Here is a 17,505-nt window from a genome sequence, read left to right as displayed (position 1 = left end):
TTAGGAGGAAATACAAATGAAATTAACACACAAATTATGTGGAGCAGCTTTATTATCTGTAATTGGAGTAGCTCTTGCAGTACCAAACACGACTAAAGCGGTAGATTCAGTGAAAGATGGAACAGGACACATTAAATTTACTTTAACAGATGATGGCACTGAAATTACTGACCCAGGTTCTGAAACAACAATTACCAACATTCCTGATGTAACAAACCCAGGAACATTCGGAATCATGGCTGTAACACCACTAGAATTTGAAACACACAGTGTATTAACTGCACAAACTACTCGTACTTATGATGCCTCTCCATTTAAAGCAAATGCAGGCAGTACAGATCCAGATTATCCAGAATTTGACGTACAAAACTTTGTAAAATACAGAGACATCCGTACAACTGACGTTCACAAATATTCATTATCCGCAGCGTTGACTCAAAACTTCAAAGATACAGCAAGTGGTACGTACCTTACTGGATCAGAATTAAACTTTAAAAATATTGATACAACTTCACTTGATGCAGTAGCTCAACCAACAGGTGTATCAGGAACAAATAAATTAGTTGCAAATGCAGACAACTCACTACCAGGTGCTTCAGCAGAATTCATCAGAAATGATGTAGCGGACAATACAGGTGCTGGGAATATCGAAATGAACTTTGGTAGACACACATTAGATACAGCAGGAAACTCTGTATCATTAACAATTCCAACAACAACTTCAATCGGTATTGGTGATTACAATGCAGTTATTACTTGGACGTTATCTGAAACAATTGTACCGGAAACACCAGTTACTCCAGAAGGCGAATAAGCACAAAAAAAGATTGCTTCATGATAGCAAGGTTCACCGACTCACTGAGTCGGTGACCTTGTTTCATCATGGAAAGAAGGGACAAAAGAATGAACATGAAGAAAAAAGCAGTGACGATTTCTCTAATCGTTTTATACATAGTAGGTCTGATAATACCTGGTCAGCAAGCGCTAGCCGAAGAATCACCCAAAAAAGGCACGAGTACAGCGAGTCCTACTGGATTTACGTACCGAGTGCTCCAACCTGAAAATCAGCAAAATAAGAAAGTTGGTTATTTTGATTTAAAAATGTCACCTAGCCAAAAACAAACCGTTCAGATCGAACTTGGTAATGAGAGCACTGAGGAAATAGAAGTCGATATAGCCATCAATGGTGCCAAGACAAATGGTAATGGTGTAATTGAATATGGGCCAACAGGGATTGAAAATGATACATCGCTAAAATATGCTTTTGAAGACTTAGTCAAAGGACCGAAGTCTGTAAAAATTCCAGGCAATGGAACAGCAATGTTAGACTTGGAAATTACCATGCCAAAAGTGAGTTTTGATGGGGTAGTTTCTGGTGGGATTCAATTAAAAAATGCTCAAGATGAAAAAATGCGTGCTGAAAAGAAAGGTGTTATCAATGAGTATGCCTTTTTAGTAGGAATGTTGTTAACAGAAACAGAAACAGCTGTAATGCCTGAATTGAACTTAAATAAGGTTTCTGCTGGGTTAAGCAACTACCGTAACAGCATTTTTGTCAATTTTTCAAACATTAAAGCAGCCTATCTAGAGAATTTGACCTTAGATGTTCAAGTGATGAAAAAAGGATCAGATAATGTTTTATATGAAGCAAAAAAAGCAAGTATGCGTGTGGCACCAAACTCAAGAGTTGATTTTCCTGTGTCAATGAATGGTGAAAAAATGGAACCTGGCAAATATATAGCCCATATCGTCGCGACAGCTGGGGATAAAAAATGGGAATGGGATGAAGAATTTACGGTGACTGATGAAGAAGCCGATAAATACAATAAGCAAGATGTCAGCCTAATCCAAGAAAATGGGATTGATTGGAAAATCATCGTAGCGATCGTTGCAGGTGTGTTTGTCCTTGTTCTTGTTATTTTCTTCGTTGTGCGAGCTGTAAATAATCAGAAAAAAACCAAAAATAAATCGATGTCGAAAAAAAGAAAATGATCGTTCATAAATAGAGGGGGATGGAAAGATGAGTATTTTAGATTGGTCGTTTATAACGTTACTATCCAGTGCCCTTCTCTTTGTTCTTTTTGCAGGGTTAGCCTTTTTGCTCGCTTTTTCAACGAACAAAAAACTGAAAAGATTTAGAAGAAAGCCACCAAAAGATAAAGAAAAACGGAAAAGGTTTCTATCTGAGCGTAACAGCTTAGACAAGCAAAAGAGCCGGCAAAGAAATTGGGGATTTTTCTGTATTTTGATGATGTTACTGACAGGCTGCGGTGCGTTTTATTCGAGATATTATCAAATGACGAATTTAGAAGCAAGTGATTCAGAAGCTATTGTGCAAAGTTATTACTTAACGGATGATATCATGGTGCAATTAACAAATATTCAAAATGATGAAAATTCTGAAAAGTCGATTAAAAATCTCCGAGATGTCGCTTCACGTTTGGCAAGCTACGGCACTAAAATGGCGTATCCAGGCTTGACGGAAGAAGGTCAAAAAACGTTGGCCCGTCACTATGCATTGATCAAAAACTTAGGTGTCAACTTGTCGGTTCAAACAACCGAAACCTTGTCGGACCAGCAAGTGATGGAGGGGTATGTAAAAGACATTGAGAAAGTCAAAGAAAGCCAAGCAAAAGTCTTTAAAACCTTCAAGGTCAATGAGTCAGCACTAAAGCAGAAGAAATAGTTCTTAGCTGAGGTAAATTCGATGGATAAAGTAAAAAAAAAGACGACTACTACACAAAAAAAGACAAGACCGTTGGTTAAAAAGTCCAGTCACCAAAAAAGACAAAAAGCTAACCATGTTCGGCCGAGCAAAGAAATACCAAACATCAACGCACATAAGAAGAAAAAGAAGCAATCTAAAAAACAAAAAGAGCAGTTAAAGAAGCGGAAACGAAACAAAGTGTTGATGGAGATTAGCATGGCTTTGGTGATCTCCGCATTCTTGATTTGGCTAATAATGTTTCTAACCATTGCCATACCCAAGGTAGATGGGTATTCAATGACCCCTACAACGAATGATAGAGATCGAATGCTTGTGAATAAGTGGGCTAAGATCAAACGACTTAATCTGATTTACTTTAAAGAGCCTAGAAAAGATGAAAAAATGATTCGTCGGGTGATTGGGTTACCAGGAGATACGTTATTTTACAAGGATGGACAATTGTTTGTTAATGGGAATGAAGTCGCGGAACGCTTTTTGTCTGATACCTATCAATTAAAAGACCAAGAGCAGACGATGCCTGACTTCACTTTGCAAGAGATACTAAATGTAAATAGTGTTCCTAACGGTAAATACTTTGTTCTTGGCGATAACCGCGCCTATGCTACAGATAGCCGTTATTTTGGTTTTGTGGATGAAAAAGATATTGTCGGTGTAGTGAAAATTCGCTTATTTCCGATCCACTCAATGACTCACTTTTAATGCAATGAAGGGAACGAAGCGATGAAAAAGCAACGACCAGAAGAGATCAGAAAAAGACCAAAGAGAAAAAGTCCTGCTGGTTACTCTAAGAAAAAAAATCAAAACAGAACAGTAAGCAAACAGAAGAGTAAACGTCTGTTATTAGAAGCCAAAAGCAAACAAACAGCTGCTGGGAAGTATCACAACATTCAAGGTTGGGTAGCAAATTTCTTTTTTCTCTTCGTTTTCTTGGCAGGTATTGTCTTTTTAATACAAGTAAAGTCACATCAAATAGATGGCCACTCAATGAATCCGACATTCAATGATAAAGATCGCATACTTGTCATCAAAGGGCAAGAGCCAAAACGCTATGAAATCATTACGTTTGAACCTAAAAGTGCACCAGGAGACTCCTATGTAAAACGCGTAATTGGTTTGCCAGGGGATGTGATTTGGGTCGAAGGTACCTCTTTATATATCAACTATCAAGCCGAAAATAATCCAGCAAATCTTTATGGACACAATCTTGCCGCCAAAGATTTGCCAGATGGAACGACTCGGATCACTGTAAGTGAATGTGTTGCAAAAGAGTTAGCCCCATACTATCAAATTCCAGAAAATGCCTATTTTGTTCAAGGCGATAATCGCAACCATTCAGACGATAGTCGAGTGCTAGGATTGATCGATCGCAAACAAATTGAAGGTGTAGTCGCCTATCGTTATTATCCCTTCAATAAAATCGGTGTGGTGAGATAACAGAGGATGTTTAGGAAAAGAAAGTGAGTGAGTCAAAAAAGATGAGTCAAACGATTAAAAAATTTATAAAGACTAATGGCGTGGCCCTGTTGCTTAGCTTTAGTCTGCCAGTCATCATAATGGTGATATCGTATTATTTAGTAGGAATTTATCCAGGTAGCAAGACGACATTGTTGGCCAGTGATGCGTTTACTCAATATGCTAATTTCCACGCAAGCTTTAATAATGTCTTGCATGGGAAACAAAATATATTCTACACGTGGTCTGGCTCGTTAGGCTTAAATTATTGGGCATTTATGGCTTATTACTTAAATGGGATCTTTACACCATTAGTTGGACTTTTCGATAATATACATATGCCTGATGCATTATATTTTTTAACGCTACTTAAATTTGGGGCAAGTGGTTTAGCTTTTTGGATTTTTGCCCATCATACCTTTAAAATCCGTCAATGGGCTACGATTGGTTTGAGTGTGTCGTATGCTTTAATGGCATATGCTGTAGGCTATTCTGAGGTTATTATGTGGTTGGATACCTTTATGTATTTACCATTAATTATTTTAGGTATTCATCGATTGATGGATCAACATAAACCAACCCTTTTATTTATTAGCTATTTATTTCTGTTTTTATCTAATTTTTATATGGCGTTTATAGTGGGCGTCTTTTCATTTATGTATTTCATGGTACGGATGTTGACAGATGTGAAAAACTATAAGAAAAAGATCATCCCGTACTTGTTTACCTCACTGTTAGCAGGTGGTGCTTCGATGATCACGATTTTGCCGACGATTTTTGACTTGAGTAACAATGGTGAAGGCTTAAGTACGATCAATAAAGTGTTGACCAAAGATACAGGTCCTTGGGATTTTGTAGCCAAAAGCTTAGTTGGGGTTTATGATACATCCAAATATGAAAGCATGCCGTTTATCTACATTGGGTTAATACCGTTGATGTTTTGCATATTCTATTTTCTAACGAAAAAAATTCCGTTAAAAAATAAACTGCTCTTTGGCTCATTGTTGATGGTCTTGATCGCAAGTGTTTATATTTATCCATTGAACTTATTCTGGCATGGCTTACATTCGCCTAATATGTTTTTATTTAGATTTAGTTTTTTATTTTCGTTTATGATAATTTTACTCGCAGGCTATGGGTTAGAAGTCTTTGAAAAAGAAGATTTCGATCAGCTGCTAAATGGAACACTTGGGATTGTTGGTATCTTTATTCTTTTTATCTTAGTATCAAATAAAAAACGTTATGGGATTATTACAACAAATTCTTTGATTATCACCGTGGGATTGCTCATTGGTTATTTAGTTTTTTGGTTTATCTATCATCGAAATGTCAAGGTGGCAAAATGGCTACCCATCTTGTTTGTACTAATGATGACGGGGGAAGCGTTCGTGAACTCAAAAGTCATGATTGAAGGCATACGAGATGATTGGGGCTATCCAACAAGAAAAAGATACGATGAATTTTATCCTGAGATAAAAAATTTGGTTGACCAAACAAATAAAGCAAACGATACGTTATTCCGATTAGAAAATTTAGATCCAGTTTCTTTGGATGACAGCTTTAACTATGGTTATAGTGGTGTGACGATGTTTTCATCCATTCGGAATCGACATTCATCGGCCTATGTTAATGCTTTAGGATTCCGCTCGTTAGGCAGTAACTTACAGGTTCAGTATAGGAATAATACATTGCTGATGGATGCGCTAGTCGGGATCAAATACAATATAGCGAAAACAGACCCATCAAAATTTGGTTTCACTAAAATTGCGACAGAAGGAGCTTATTCGCTGTATGAAAATCGCTTTGCTTTACCTCTGGGAATCACTACAGATGATGGCATTTATGAAACTGGTGCTGTAAGTAACCAAACTGAATTGTTTAATTACCTTGCCAATACAGAAGGCGAACTTTTCAGTTTCGATGAACCGAAAGTAGCTGACTTAGAAAATGTGATTGTGACTGATGAGGGGAATAATATCATCAGCTACGGGGAAGAGATTCCTAATAAACCAAAAAAAGTAACTTGGCTGGTCACTATTCCAGCACATTCCCAAGGATATCTAAGTCTTGTTCCGGCAAGCTTTAATAACAAATTAGAGCGCGGCGCAGCAATCAAAGTTACGGTCAATGGAAATTCTCAAAGTAACAGAGTCATGGATTATGGGCAGTATTATAGTATTGGGTATTCTGAAAAAGCAACGTCAATTAAGGTGACCGCAACATTTACTGGCTCTCAAAAAATGACTCTCTTCAAACCAGACGTTGTGTTTTTAAACACACAACGCTTTGAAAAAACGGTCAAACAAATACAGGATAAAGGGGTCAAATTCCAAACAAGTGGGCGGAAAGCTAAAGCAGATATTTCTTTAGCGCAAGACCAAGTTGTGTTGACCACGATTCCTTATGATAAAGGGTGGAAAGCCTATATTGATGGGAAAAAAGTGGACATTCCAACCTTTAAGGATGCCTTTTTAGCAATTCCAGTCCCAGCCGGAAAGCACTCACTGGAGCTTGCCTTTTTACCACAAGGCTTTTTGATTGGCGCAGTGTTGTTTGTCCTCTGTCTTTTGGTTTTTATTGGCTATAGTTTGCGCCTAACAAGAAATAAACAGCTTAAATGAAGTAGAGAAAAATAATGAGAGTAACTTATTTTGACGAAGCCACTTGTTCTTCGAGTGGCTTTTTTTAAATAGAGAGGAGCTCAGATGAAAAAAAAGATAATCGCTGTTGCTTTAGGTGTATTGATGATTGCGACAGGCTGCACTAAGCCAAGTTTAGAAAAGGCAAAAGAACATTTCTCAGACCAGGAATTCAACTACTCGTTTCAATTACCGCAAGGTTGGAGGACTCAAGAAGACTATCAAAACCTGTATAATCCAGCGGCCGTTTTTGGTGCAGAAGATCAAAATAGTAAATCCTATATGTTCATTCGGACAAGGAAAAATAGTGAAATAGATCATGAAAAACAAATAGAACAAGAATTGAAAGAAAATTATGAGTTGGACGATCTCGAAGTGGAAACCTTTAAGTCTAATGAACGATCAGTTCTCTTATATAAATTTCAAGGCCTTTACAATCATGAAGAGGTGTCTATTCATGATTTCTATGTTGTTTTAAATCAGAGGATGGTGGAATTTACGTTTTATTCTCCAGCGAATAGCAACGATACGAAACAAGTAGAACTATTTAAGCAATCAGTCACTACTTTAAATGAAGAAAAAAGAACGGAAGCCAAGACAAGCGAGTCAATGGAGGAAAATACCGATCTTAAAATTGAAAATGACGCTGTCTCGTTTACTTTGACAGGTTACAAGATGATTACTGGGACAGAAGAAAAACGCCTATTGATTATTCGTTACTTATTTTTAAATAAGCAGACCGAACCTAGTATGCCTAATATCTGGAATTCCTTAGTGACAGCGAAACAAGATGGGCAAGATCTGACGGTTAGTTCAATAACTGAAAGTGCAGAGGTATCTGATTTGAGTTATCTACTACAAGTTGGCAAAACTGCAATTGGCAAAGATGATCTAGTAGAAACCGCTGTGGTATACGAACTGGTAGACTCGTCGATGTCTGATATTTCCTTTATATTTGACCAAGCGACCTTTAAAGATCAAGCGCCAATTATATTGCCAATCAAAGAATAAGGAGAATGGGTATGAAGAAAAAACTGATCCTATTAGCGACAGTTACACTCGCTGTGTTAACCGCTTGTCAATCAGGAAAAAACACAGCAAAAACTAAGTTAGCAGAGGATGAACAGGTGTTTACTTGGTGGGCAGATCGCAGTAAACCGTTTGGAAATCTAGAATATCTTGAGATTTCTGAGAAGGAAGCGACAGAGCTGATGGCAAATAAATTTGAGCTAAAAATCCCCCGTTTTTTTGATGTGGCAAAAGAAATTATTGAAGATGATTTAGTGAGTGATGCTGTGCAGCGAGAACCAGATATCTACAATGTGGTTGCATCAGGGAATGATCTCGTCTTATCCAGTCTGATTAAAATAAAGGATGCAAAGGGCAGTTATTTGTCTTATGGGAAAATTGAGTTGAAATATCAATACATGGGTCTTCAAAAGAAAGTCAAGTTACTTAGCCAAGAAGTATCCATTTACAATTTATCGGAAGATGAAACTTATCATGGGAAAGATGCAACGGCTGTGCTAAAACAATTAAGCAGCCTGATGAAATTGAAAGACCAAGACAAACTGCTGACAAAATTTACTGAAGAGACCAAAGAAAGTCAAAATAATGTTGGAAAAGAGATCAGTCTTTATAGAACATTGGATAAAGCGTATAAAAATAATTCGTTTGGGAAAAATTTGGTTGTAACCTTTAATGGAGCTGGCGGCATCAAAATTATTGAAGCCGCAATTTCAGATTATCGACTATAAAAAAGTAAACCTTTCATTATAGATAATATAGTTAAGCTTGTGTTTATATATCATTTTTTTATTTTTGTTCTTTGATAGGTTTCTTTTTGATGTGTAAATATAACAAATTATCAAGAATTACCGTAGCTAATGTTGTATTATTGCGAAGAAAAGCGCTGGAATTTTGAGTATATAGAGTTAATTTCAAAAAGAACTAAAAAAAAAGAAGTATATGTAATTCAATTTATGTTTTTAAAGATATAATTTTAATAGAAATAAATAATTATTTTGTATTTAAATAGTTAAATGCAATAATGTTCTTTATTAAATAGAAATAACCCTAATTTAACCTAAGTACACGGAAAAAATCGAGCTAAAGCAGAAATAAGAACTAGCTATGGTGAGTATGCGGTGAAAAATAGTATGAAGACAATGACTAAAAATAAATAGGGTAGTTAGTTGGTTTTCTTGTTTTCACCATACAGGAGAGTCAATAAATAAAGTTTGAATGAGTGACTAAGTATTTTAATTATTTGTATGGAACCTTGCATAAAAATAGTTAAAATACAGAAAAATACCTATTTAAACAGGAATCGAATGTATGGAGAAAATTTGAAATAAATGTGCCTAGATTGATTGCACATAAAATATTTTTTAAGAAAGGAGGATAAAATGAAAAAGAAAATAATCGGTCTAGTAATGGCGGCTGGCGTTATCTTATCTTCATTGCTCATTTACTCAGTGGGAAATAACCAAATTAAGGCCGAAGAAGTAGCGAATACAGGTTCTAAGTCAAGTGTAGATCCCTCTAGTTTAAGGGTGAAATTTCCAGATTATTCCCAACTTCCATGGCAATCATTGCCCCTTGGCGTACATGCGTTTAATGAACGTAGCTTTGATACTAGTTCTGCTGGAGCAACATTAGGCTGGCATTATGGGCGTTCAAGTGATAAAGTAATCCCTGATTTTAGTGGTGCTAATTTAGAGGAACTTAAAATGAATTTGGATTATGGCGTGACACCTACCACGGAACTAAATGGATATGTTCCTTATGGAACTAGTGGCGGGTTATTTAATACTGAAGAGGAAGAACCCATCGCTGGAGGTTGGACGGTATACCGAAGAGGCTTTCCAGTCAGTTCTGCACCGATAATATTTGCTCAAGGTGATAAAGTGATTGAACCTTTAAGTCAATTTGGACATGGTGATCCCAACCTAAATCAGCCAGCAGCGATTGCATCTAATGTAAAAGTCTATACAACAGGAACGGCCATTCCTGAAAAAGCAATTAAGGTGGAATATGAACTAAAAAATAATCCAGCTGTAAAAACGGCGAATATGTTTGAATTTCATGTGAAAGTTGAAAGTGTCGCTAGAATACTTGCGGGTAAAACAGTATCAGCCAATAGTCTAAAAGTGACGAATCTAAGTGAGAAAAAACTAGAGAATTTTGTTCTGGGAAGCCAGTATGATATTGATTTACTAGGAACATACAATCGTGGTTACGGCCAAGACGTATCTGACAATACCTTGCCAGTAAAATTTTTAGGGCATAATAGAGGGGTCAAATACACCGCGCATTACTTGAAAAGAACAAAATACGTAGATCATTTTCTTCTAAACTTTTATTTTGATACCCTTGATAAACCGGATAACTGGAGTGTAAAACAAATTAGGCCTTTAGGGCAAGTTGAGAGCTTTTATGATCCAGCTTACTCTGGATTTTCAGGTCCAACCGCTAGTGGTCAGGAAAATAACAATACGCCAGCTCCGGCAGGAAGTATCGCCTATTCTGCAGAACAAAAAGATCCTAAAATTACAGCAGCATACAATACAGCACTTTATATGAAGAATCAACCAGTTGATTTAGAAAAAAATCAGTCTACTGGTTATACATTCAACACAGCTGCAGGAGTTATGGATGCAAAGCAACCGTTGATTTTTGTGGATAGTCCAACCGCTTATTATACAGGAGAATCGCCGCAAAAAGTCAGTGGAACTGTCATGGATTATAAGGCTACCACAACGAGCTTAGACGTTATGTACTCATTTAATGCAAAAGGTCCATTCAAAAAAGCAACAACAGTTTCTTCATACGTACCAGGAGTGGATAAAGAATGGTCATTTGAAATTCCCACAGCTGAACTGGCACCCATTACTAAAGAAAAGATCGTGTATCTTAAAACTGTCAATAATGGAAACGTAGAATCAACTGTTGTGCAGCAATTGTTAGAACATAACGTAGCACCTACCTTGACAGCTGATAAATCTGTTGATTGGTTTATGACTGGATCAAGCTACACGATCAATGGACAATGGAAAGAAGCGGATGGAGATGCAGTCAGTCTGTACTATTCTCTTGATGGTGGAGCGCCAAAGCAATTTGAGAGCAGCCTTGTAAATAGTCCAGCAAATACTGATCGGAAGTTCAGTAGTGTTATTGCCGCAGCTGAATTAGGTGATACTGCTCATCAACTTTCAGTCTGGGCAGAAGACTCCCGTACAGGAGAATCAGCTGTAGAAACATGGACGATTAGTCCGCACAACCAACCTAACGCTTCAGCAAATTTAGCAATTGCGACACCAGAGATCTTTGAAGGGGAAACAGTCGTGTTCACCTCTACGTTCCAAAATTCTGCGCCGGCGCCTTCCATATGGAGAGATGTACTTTATGAAACAACTGAAGTATTCCCTGAACATGTAAAGGTAGATACAACTACGGTCAAATTAAATGGACAGGCAATTGCGGCAACGGATATTGAGTTTGGTGCTGATCGAAAATTGAAAGTCAAACTTGGAGAAATCAAACCAGGCATAGAGATGAATTTAACCTATAACGTTATGTCAGAAATTTCTAATCCGCCTATCCTGACACCAATAGAAGTAAACCAGGCATACAAAGTTAGTGGTATAACTGCTGATGAAACTGTGGTAACAGCCGTTTCTGGAGAACTAAAAGGATTTACAATCAAACCGAGAATCGCTGAAATAAAGATTTCTCATGTAAAAGAAGGATCCGATCCGGAAACCTCTTTAGCATCAGAACCTGTCAGATCAGGATTGATTGGAACAGAAGAAACGGTCTCTGCAAAAGCGATTGATGGGTATATCTTAAGCAAGGTGACAATTGACGGCGTAGAACAAACACCATACGCTAACTCAGCAAAAGTAAAATTTGGCGAGTCAAGTGAAGTGAAATTCTACTATCAAAACAAACCGAACCTTACTGCTAAACTAGATATTGCTTTACCAGAAATTTCTGAAGGAGAGAAAGTGACCTTTACTTCGACCATCCAAAACACAGTAGCAGCTCCGTCAGTACTCAACGATGTATTATACAAAACAACCGAAGCATTTCCTGAAAATGTCGATGTTGATTTAACATCTGTTAAGTTGAACGGTCAAGCCATACCGAAAGAAAATGTGGTACTAGGCAGTGCAAGACGATTAAATGTGAAATTAGGACAACTAGAACCAAGCATTGAATACAAATTAACCTATGATGTTGTGTCGAAAATAACAACACCACCGTTAATGACGCCACTTAAAGTAGATCAAGCGTACACAGTAACTGGGAAAAATGTAGATGCATCTGTTAGCGAAGCAAGTTCAGGAGCATTACAGTCATTTACGATCAAACCTAGAATCGATAGTATTTACACACTACACCTAGAAGAAGGCTCCGAACGTGAACTAGCGGAAGAGCCGGATGCATCAGGCATTGTAGGGGAAAAAGTCACAATTTCTGCTAAGAAAATTGATGGCTATGTTCTAAGTAAAGTACTCATTGATGAAGTTGAACAAGAAACAGTCTCAAATGAAGTGACTGTAACGTATGGTGAAAATTATTTGGTTGAATTTTATTACACAGGTGTCTTAGAAATTAAATCTGCACCGACAGGTTTTGATTTTGGTGTCGTTCCTTCAAGTTACGAAAAAGTGAGGGTCGAATCTGCGCTTGCCAAAGGGGATCCATTGGTCATTACAGATAATCGCTTAGGCAATCAAAATTGGACCTTGAATGCAACCTTAACAACACCGTTATCAAATAAATCTGGGAAAATTCTTCCAGATGTGATTCGTTACAAAAATGGCAACGAAGAAATCAAATTACGTGGTGAAGGAATGCCGATCGTGACGCGTGAAACAACGACCACTGGTGACTATAGTATCAGTGACACTTGGAGCTCTACCGGAGACGGATTTAAGATGGAAGTTGCACCAGGGATAGTCAATGAGCTAGGCAATTATCATGCTGAAATTTTATTTGAGATGGGTATAACACCATAATGGAGGAAAACAATGAAAATAAATAATCATGTACGACATGCGTTCTCCTTCATTGCGGTATTGTTCTTGCTTTTGGGCGTGCCCAAACTAGCACATGCTGCAGAAAATGGTGGCGCCATCCAAACGAATGGACAAATCACGTTTTTTGAAAGCGAACCTTCAAGTAGTAGCTCAACTGAACCGACAACGAGTACTAGTTCATCCTCCAGTTCAACTGCGACGACAACTAGTGATCAAACGTTCTTACCTGGTAAGCCAACAAAGCCAGTCGGTAGATATCCATCTACAGGTGAGCTAGTGGGGAAAAGTTTGTCAGTCACAGGTCTAGCATTGTTGCTAATTCTTCTTGTTCTGTATTTATGGAAACGTAAAAAGCATGCAGAGCAAAAAAGGAGGAACTAGGATGATGCACACAAATATGAACCGATTGGCTGCACTATTTCTATGTTGCATGGCTCTTGTCGTGACGACTCAACCAGCATTTGCTGAGGGAGCGGAAGCAGGGGTTGAGATTCAGTTTTCTGGTAGACCAGATGAAGGAGACGGCATTAGAGATCCTGAAAATGCGGATGTCATCGTTGATCCTGGTAAAGTCAACAAAACAGAAGGCCTTTTGCGCTTTGATTTTGTACCAGAGCTTAACTTTGGTGCAAGCGAAATTTCAGACAAAAATATAGTTTTTCCGGTAAATGCCCAACAGTTCAAAGATGAAACGACCGCTAGAGGGCAGTTCATCCAACTTTCTGATTATCGTGCGAACCCCACTGGCTGGACTTTGCAATTGCGACAAGAAACGCAATTCAAAAGTGAAGCACAAGATGGGGCAGTCTTAAAAGGCGCCGTTTTATCGTTTGATAATTCCTGGACAAATTCGAAAAAAGACGCATCTTTAGCACCAAAAGTCTCAAAAGAAGTGATTCGCTTGAATAACATTGGCGAGACATATAATTTGGCAGAAGCGGCTTTCGGGAATGGCGGGGGAACTTGGAGCATTGTCTTTGGTGCTTCCGAAAATAATCCCAAAGGCCAGGCTACGACAGTATCCGCAAAAGTGGATGAACAAAATAAACCAGTTATTGATGAAGCAGTGAATAAAGCGGCCTACATCAATAGCGCTGTACAACTAACCGTTCCAGCGGCAACAGAGAAACAACCTGGAACCTACTCAACGGTGTTAACTTGGATCATATCCGAGCTACCATAAATAAACAACATAATATTAGGAGGAAACACAAATGAAATTAACACACAAATTATGCGGTGCCGCTTTATTAGCAGCAGTAGGCATGGCAGTAGCAATCCCAAATTCAGTAAAAGCAGCTCCAGGAGCTGCACCAGCTGCAGGAATGGATATTCAATTTACGGCCAACACAGGTGACGGAACAACAAATACAATTACAGATGGCGACGGTAGTGGTGAAGGAACTGTAACTTCTGGTCTTGTAACGACAGATGCTGGTACTTTCGGTGTTAGAGCAATCACACCATTAAAATTTGGTTCAGATAATTCATCTGCTTCTGGTACTGGACGTCACTTCTTTGCGAAAAACTTTGTAGCTAATGATGGTGAAGGTTCTACTGATCAAATTATTGCACCAAACTATGTTGAATTCGTAGATGACCGTTCAGAATTAGACCATAAATATGAAATCACTGCTCAAATCACAAGTGAATTAAATACAACAGTTGGTACAGAAAACACTGTAAAAAAATTAGACGGTGCTACATTACAGTTCTTAAATGGACGTGTTAAATCAGAAACTGATGTAACAGATGCTTTAACACCAAAAGAAGCTGTTGCAACAACAGCAGTTACCTCTAAAGAATCAACAGTAATTCTTAACCATGTAGATGCGGCTAAAGGTCGTGGACGTTTCAAAATGTTATTTGGAACATACGCTGCAGAAGGCGATACAAATTCAGAAAAATCTGTAAAACTAAACATTAAAGATGAAACTGAATTATTCCAAGATACAAACTACCAAGGTGAAATCACTTGGTCAATGAACGTTTTACCATAAGTCGTAAGACGGTAATCGATCAAATCATATTATAAAAGCATCGCTAAACAAGGTCGGCCGATTCTTAGGAGTCGGCGGCCTGTTTCTTGGTGAAGAGAAAGGTCAAAAAAATGAGAAAACTTAAAGTAATTTGTTTTAGTTTTATATTATACATAACTTGTTTCAGTATTGGAACAGTAGCAGCATCGGCAGCAGAGTCTGAAGATATCGGGAACTTTAACTTCAAAATGATCCGGCCGGAAAACCAAATAGGTGACACGGGTTACTTCAATTTAAAAATGAAGCCAAGTCAAAAACAAACGGTTCAAGTCGAGATGTCAAATATCACAGATAAAGAAGTCACTGTCGAAATTGCGCTAAATAGCGCTAAAACGAACTCAAATGGGGTGCTGGAATTTGGCCCGACTGTGTTTAAAGAAGATGCGTCCTTAAAGTATAACTTTAAAGATATTGTCAAAGGTCCTGAAACAATTACGATCCCAGCCAAACAAAAAATTCCGTTGAATCTAGAAATTACAATGCCAGCCGACTCCTATGATGGAATCATCACAGGTGGTATCCAAATGCAGGTCCAAAAATCAAAAGAACAGCTGGAAAAAGAAAAGAAAGAAAAGCAAATCGTGAACCGTTATGCCTATGTCTTAGGAATGGTCTTAAAAGAAACCGATACAGAAGTGAAACCAGAATTGGAATTTAGTAAGTTTTATCCAGAACTTGCTAATTATCGCAATGCAGTCTTTGTAAACTTCTCAAATGTCCGTTCAGAGTTTTTGAATGATATGACAGTTGACATGCAAGTGATGAAAAAAGGTTCGGATGAAGTTCTTTACGATACGAAAAAGACTAATATGCGAATGGCACCTAATTCAATGATCGACTTTCCAGTTGAGATGAATGGTGAACGGATGGAGCCAGGTGACTATACAGGTCACGTATTGGTGACCAGTGGTGACCAAAAATGGGAATGGAGTAATGATTTCAAAATTACCAAAGAAGATGCAGATAAATACAACGCACAAGATGTTACCTTAGTACAAGAACGTGGCTTCAATTGGCTATTGATAGCGTTGATTGCCGGTGGCGTTATTTTAGTGGTAGGTCTAGTGTATTTTGTGGTTCGAATGACCCTGAATAAAAAGGCAGCATCTAAAAAAAGAAAAAAGAAAACCGTAAAAAAATGATCGTAAAAAAAAGTGTATTGCTATTATTTAAAGGAGGAGGAGGAACGAAGTGAGTATTCTAGATTGGCTATTTATCTTAATGTTATCCTCTTCTGTGCTGTTTCTCTTTTTCGGTGTGATTTGTGTAGTGTTATCTATTCGTAAACAAAAAAGATATACCTTGTTGAAGAGTAAGCGAGTGAAAAATAAGCGGAAAAAGCAAAAAATCAAGCGAATGCTGGCTAAGCTAAAAAAGCAGCAAAAGAAAAATATCCGAACCAGCGTCTTCTTGTTTCTTTTAGGTGCATTGACTTTAGGTGGTGGAATGTATGCTCGTTACTATCAACAAACCAATTTAGAAACAGAAGATGCTAACGCGATTATTCAAAGTTACTTTTTAGTTGGAGAAATTGAAAAAGATCTGCAAAGTCTTTCAGAAGGCAGTGATCCTGGCAAAGTCAATGAGAAATTAACAGAGATGACCTCGCTGTTGATTACGTATGGAAATAAAAATGCGTTTGGCGGATTGAGTTTAGATGGACAAAAAAAGCTGAACCGTTATTATGCTTTAGTCCGTGAATTTGGTGTGAACTTTAGCAGTCGCACGCTGGAAAACTTAAAAGACACTGCATACGTTGCTAACTATTTAGAAGATATAACCAAAATCAAAAAAAGTCAGAAACAAATTTTTGACGTCTTTAAAGTGAATGAAACTGCATTAAATCAAAAGAAATAGTGTTAAAGAAAGTATCAGGAACAGAGAATGACAAATCAAAAAAAACAAAAACGACCTGTTCGTCAAGTCAAAGATGACTCCTTCCAGCCTAAAAAAAAGCGGCGCAAGCCAGCAACGAAAAAAAAGAGCGCAACAAATTCTGCGGGTGTCTCTAAAAAAAGACAAACCCAACAGAAGAAGCGAAGAAAGCAAAAAAAATACAAGCGAATGCTAACAGAGCTGATTTTAACTGTGCTGATTTCTAGTGTGCTACTGTTGCTGATCAGCTTTTTGACGATTTCTTTGCCAAGGGTGGAAGGTTATTCTATGATGCCGACATTAGAAGATCACGATAGAGTATTTGTGAATAAATTAGGGAAGCTAAAACGGTTCAAATTGGTTTATTACAAAGATCCAAAAAGTCAGGCAACGACCATTCGACGGATTATTGGAACACCAAAAGAATCCTTATATTATAAAGAAGATCGTTTATTCATCAATGATCAAGAGGTTGTTGAACGATTTATTGCTGATCAGATTGCTAAAACTAAGCAGAGTAACAGTGTATTTACCAAGGATTTTTCTTTGTCGAAAGATATGGGAGACGATCAAATTCCCGCAGGAAAATATGTTGTTCTGGGCGATAATCGATCGTATGCAGCGGACAGTCGGATGTTTGGCTATATTGATGAAAAAGATATTATCGGAGTTGTGGAAGCAAGAATCTTTCCAATCCACCGGATGACTCGTTTCTAAAAAAGAGA

The 17,505-nt window shown here is 37.7% G+C and carries 15 protein-coding genes; all 15 read left to right on the top strand.

What is annotated here, in order from left to right; genetic code table 11:
• Window positions 1-16 precede the first annotated feature (16 nt).
• The 15 genes from RV15_RS00535 to lepB (RV15_RS00465) all read left to right on the top strand — a co-directional run bounded on the left by RV15_RS00535 (window position 17) and on the right by lepB (RV15_RS00465) (window position 17,497).
• The gene (locus RV15_RS00535) at window positions 17-814 is read left to right on the top strand and encodes a WxL domain-containing protein (RefSeq protein WP_071876106.1); all 798 of its coding nucleotides are present in this window, start codon (window positions 17-19) and stop codon (window positions 812-814) included.
• 89 nt (window positions 815-903) lie between these two features.
• Window positions 904-1,992, top strand: a complete 1,089-nt coding sequence (locus RV15_RS00530) for a WxLIP family cell surface protein (protein ID WP_342715478.1) — start codon at window positions 904-906, stop codon at window positions 1,990-1,992.
• 28 nt (window positions 1,993-2,020) lie between these two features.
• Window positions 2,021-2,686, top strand: coding sequence for a hypothetical protein (locus RV15_RS00525; RefSeq protein WP_071876105.1), 666 nt, complete (start codon window positions 2,021-2,023; stop codon window positions 2,684-2,686).
• A 21-nt stretch (window positions 2,687-2,707) separates the two neighbouring features.
• Window positions 2,708-3,427 (top strand): signal peptidase I, encoded by a 720-nt coding sequence (lepB, locus tag RV15_RS00520; RefSeq protein ID WP_083429050.1) that lies wholly within the window; start codon window positions 2,708-2,710, stop codon window positions 3,425-3,427.
• A 21-nt stretch (window positions 3,428-3,448) separates the two neighbouring features.
• Window positions 3,449-4,162 carry a signal peptidase I gene (gene lepB / locus RV15_RS00515; protein WP_083429049.1) on the top strand — a complete coding sequence of 238 codons (714 nt, stop codon included), beginning with the start codon at window positions 3,449-3,451 and terminating at the stop codon, window positions 4,160-4,162.
• Window positions 4,163-4,203: 41 nt separating this feature from the next.
• Window positions 4,204-6,801: a YfhO family protein gene (locus RV15_RS00510; protein WP_071876227.1), complete on the top strand. Its 2,598-nt coding sequence runs from the start codon at window positions 4,204-4,206 to the stop codon at window positions 6,799-6,801.
• A gap of 84 nt (window positions 6,802-6,885) precedes the next feature.
• The gene (locus tag RV15_RS00505; protein WP_071876104.1) at window positions 6,886-7,830 is read left to right on the top strand and encodes a DUF5067 domain-containing protein; all 945 of its coding nucleotides are present in this window, start codon (window positions 6,886-6,888) and stop codon (window positions 7,828-7,830) included.
• A gap of 11 nt (window positions 7,831-7,841) precedes the next feature.
• A complete protein-coding gene (locus RV15_RS00500; RefSeq protein WP_071876103.1) occupies window positions 7,842-8,576 on the top strand; it encodes a hypothetical protein in 735 nt (244 codons plus the stop codon).
• A 651-nt stretch (window positions 8,577-9,227) separates the two neighbouring features.
• A complete protein-coding gene (locus RV15_RS00495; RefSeq protein ID WP_071876102.1) occupies window positions 9,228-12,845 on the top strand; it encodes a MucBP domain-containing protein in 3,618 nt (1,205 codons plus the stop codon).
• 12 nt (window positions 12,846-12,857) lie between these two features.
• On the top strand, window positions 12,858-13,247 hold the full coding sequence (locus tag RV15_RS00490) for an EF2685/EF0750 family sortase-dependent surface protein (RefSeq protein ID WP_071876101.1): 390 nt from the start codon (window positions 12,858-12,860) through the stop codon (window positions 13,245-13,247).
• Window position 13,248: 1 nt separating this feature from the next.
• A complete protein-coding gene (locus RV15_RS00485; RefSeq protein WP_245791161.1) occupies window positions 13,249-14,049 on the top strand; it encodes a WxL domain-containing protein in 801 nt (266 codons plus the stop codon).
• A gap of 31 nt (window positions 14,050-14,080) precedes the next feature.
• Window positions 14,081-14,866: a WxL domain-containing protein gene (locus RV15_RS00480; RefSeq protein WP_071876100.1), complete on the top strand. Its 786-nt coding sequence runs from the start codon at window positions 14,081-14,083 to the stop codon at window positions 14,864-14,866.
• 110 nt (window positions 14,867-14,976) lie between these two features.
• Window positions 14,977-16,047 (top strand): WxLIP family cell surface protein, encoded by a 1,071-nt coding sequence (locus RV15_RS00475; RefSeq protein ID WP_071876099.1) that lies wholly within the window; start codon window positions 14,977-14,979, stop codon window positions 16,045-16,047.
• A 49-nt stretch (window positions 16,048-16,096) separates the two neighbouring features.
• Window positions 16,097-16,762 carry a hypothetical protein gene (locus RV15_RS00470; RefSeq protein ID WP_071876098.1) on the top strand — a complete coding sequence of 222 codons (666 nt, stop codon included), beginning with the start codon at window positions 16,097-16,099 and terminating at the stop codon, window positions 16,760-16,762.
• 27 nt (window positions 16,763-16,789) lie between these two features.
• On the top strand, window positions 16,790-17,497 hold the full coding sequence (gene lepB / locus RV15_RS00465; RefSeq protein WP_083429048.1) for a signal peptidase I: 708 nt from the start codon (window positions 16,790-16,792) through the stop codon (window positions 17,495-17,497).
• Window positions 17,498-17,505: the final 8 nt, after the last annotated feature.

The organism is Enterococcus silesiacus (assembly GCF_001886225.1).
In the GTDB taxonomy this organism is placed as follows: Bacteria; Bacillota; Bacilli; order Lactobacillales; family Enterococcaceae; genus Enterococcus_L; species Enterococcus_L silesiacus.
This window is presented reverse-complemented; position numbering and strand designations above follow the sequence as displayed.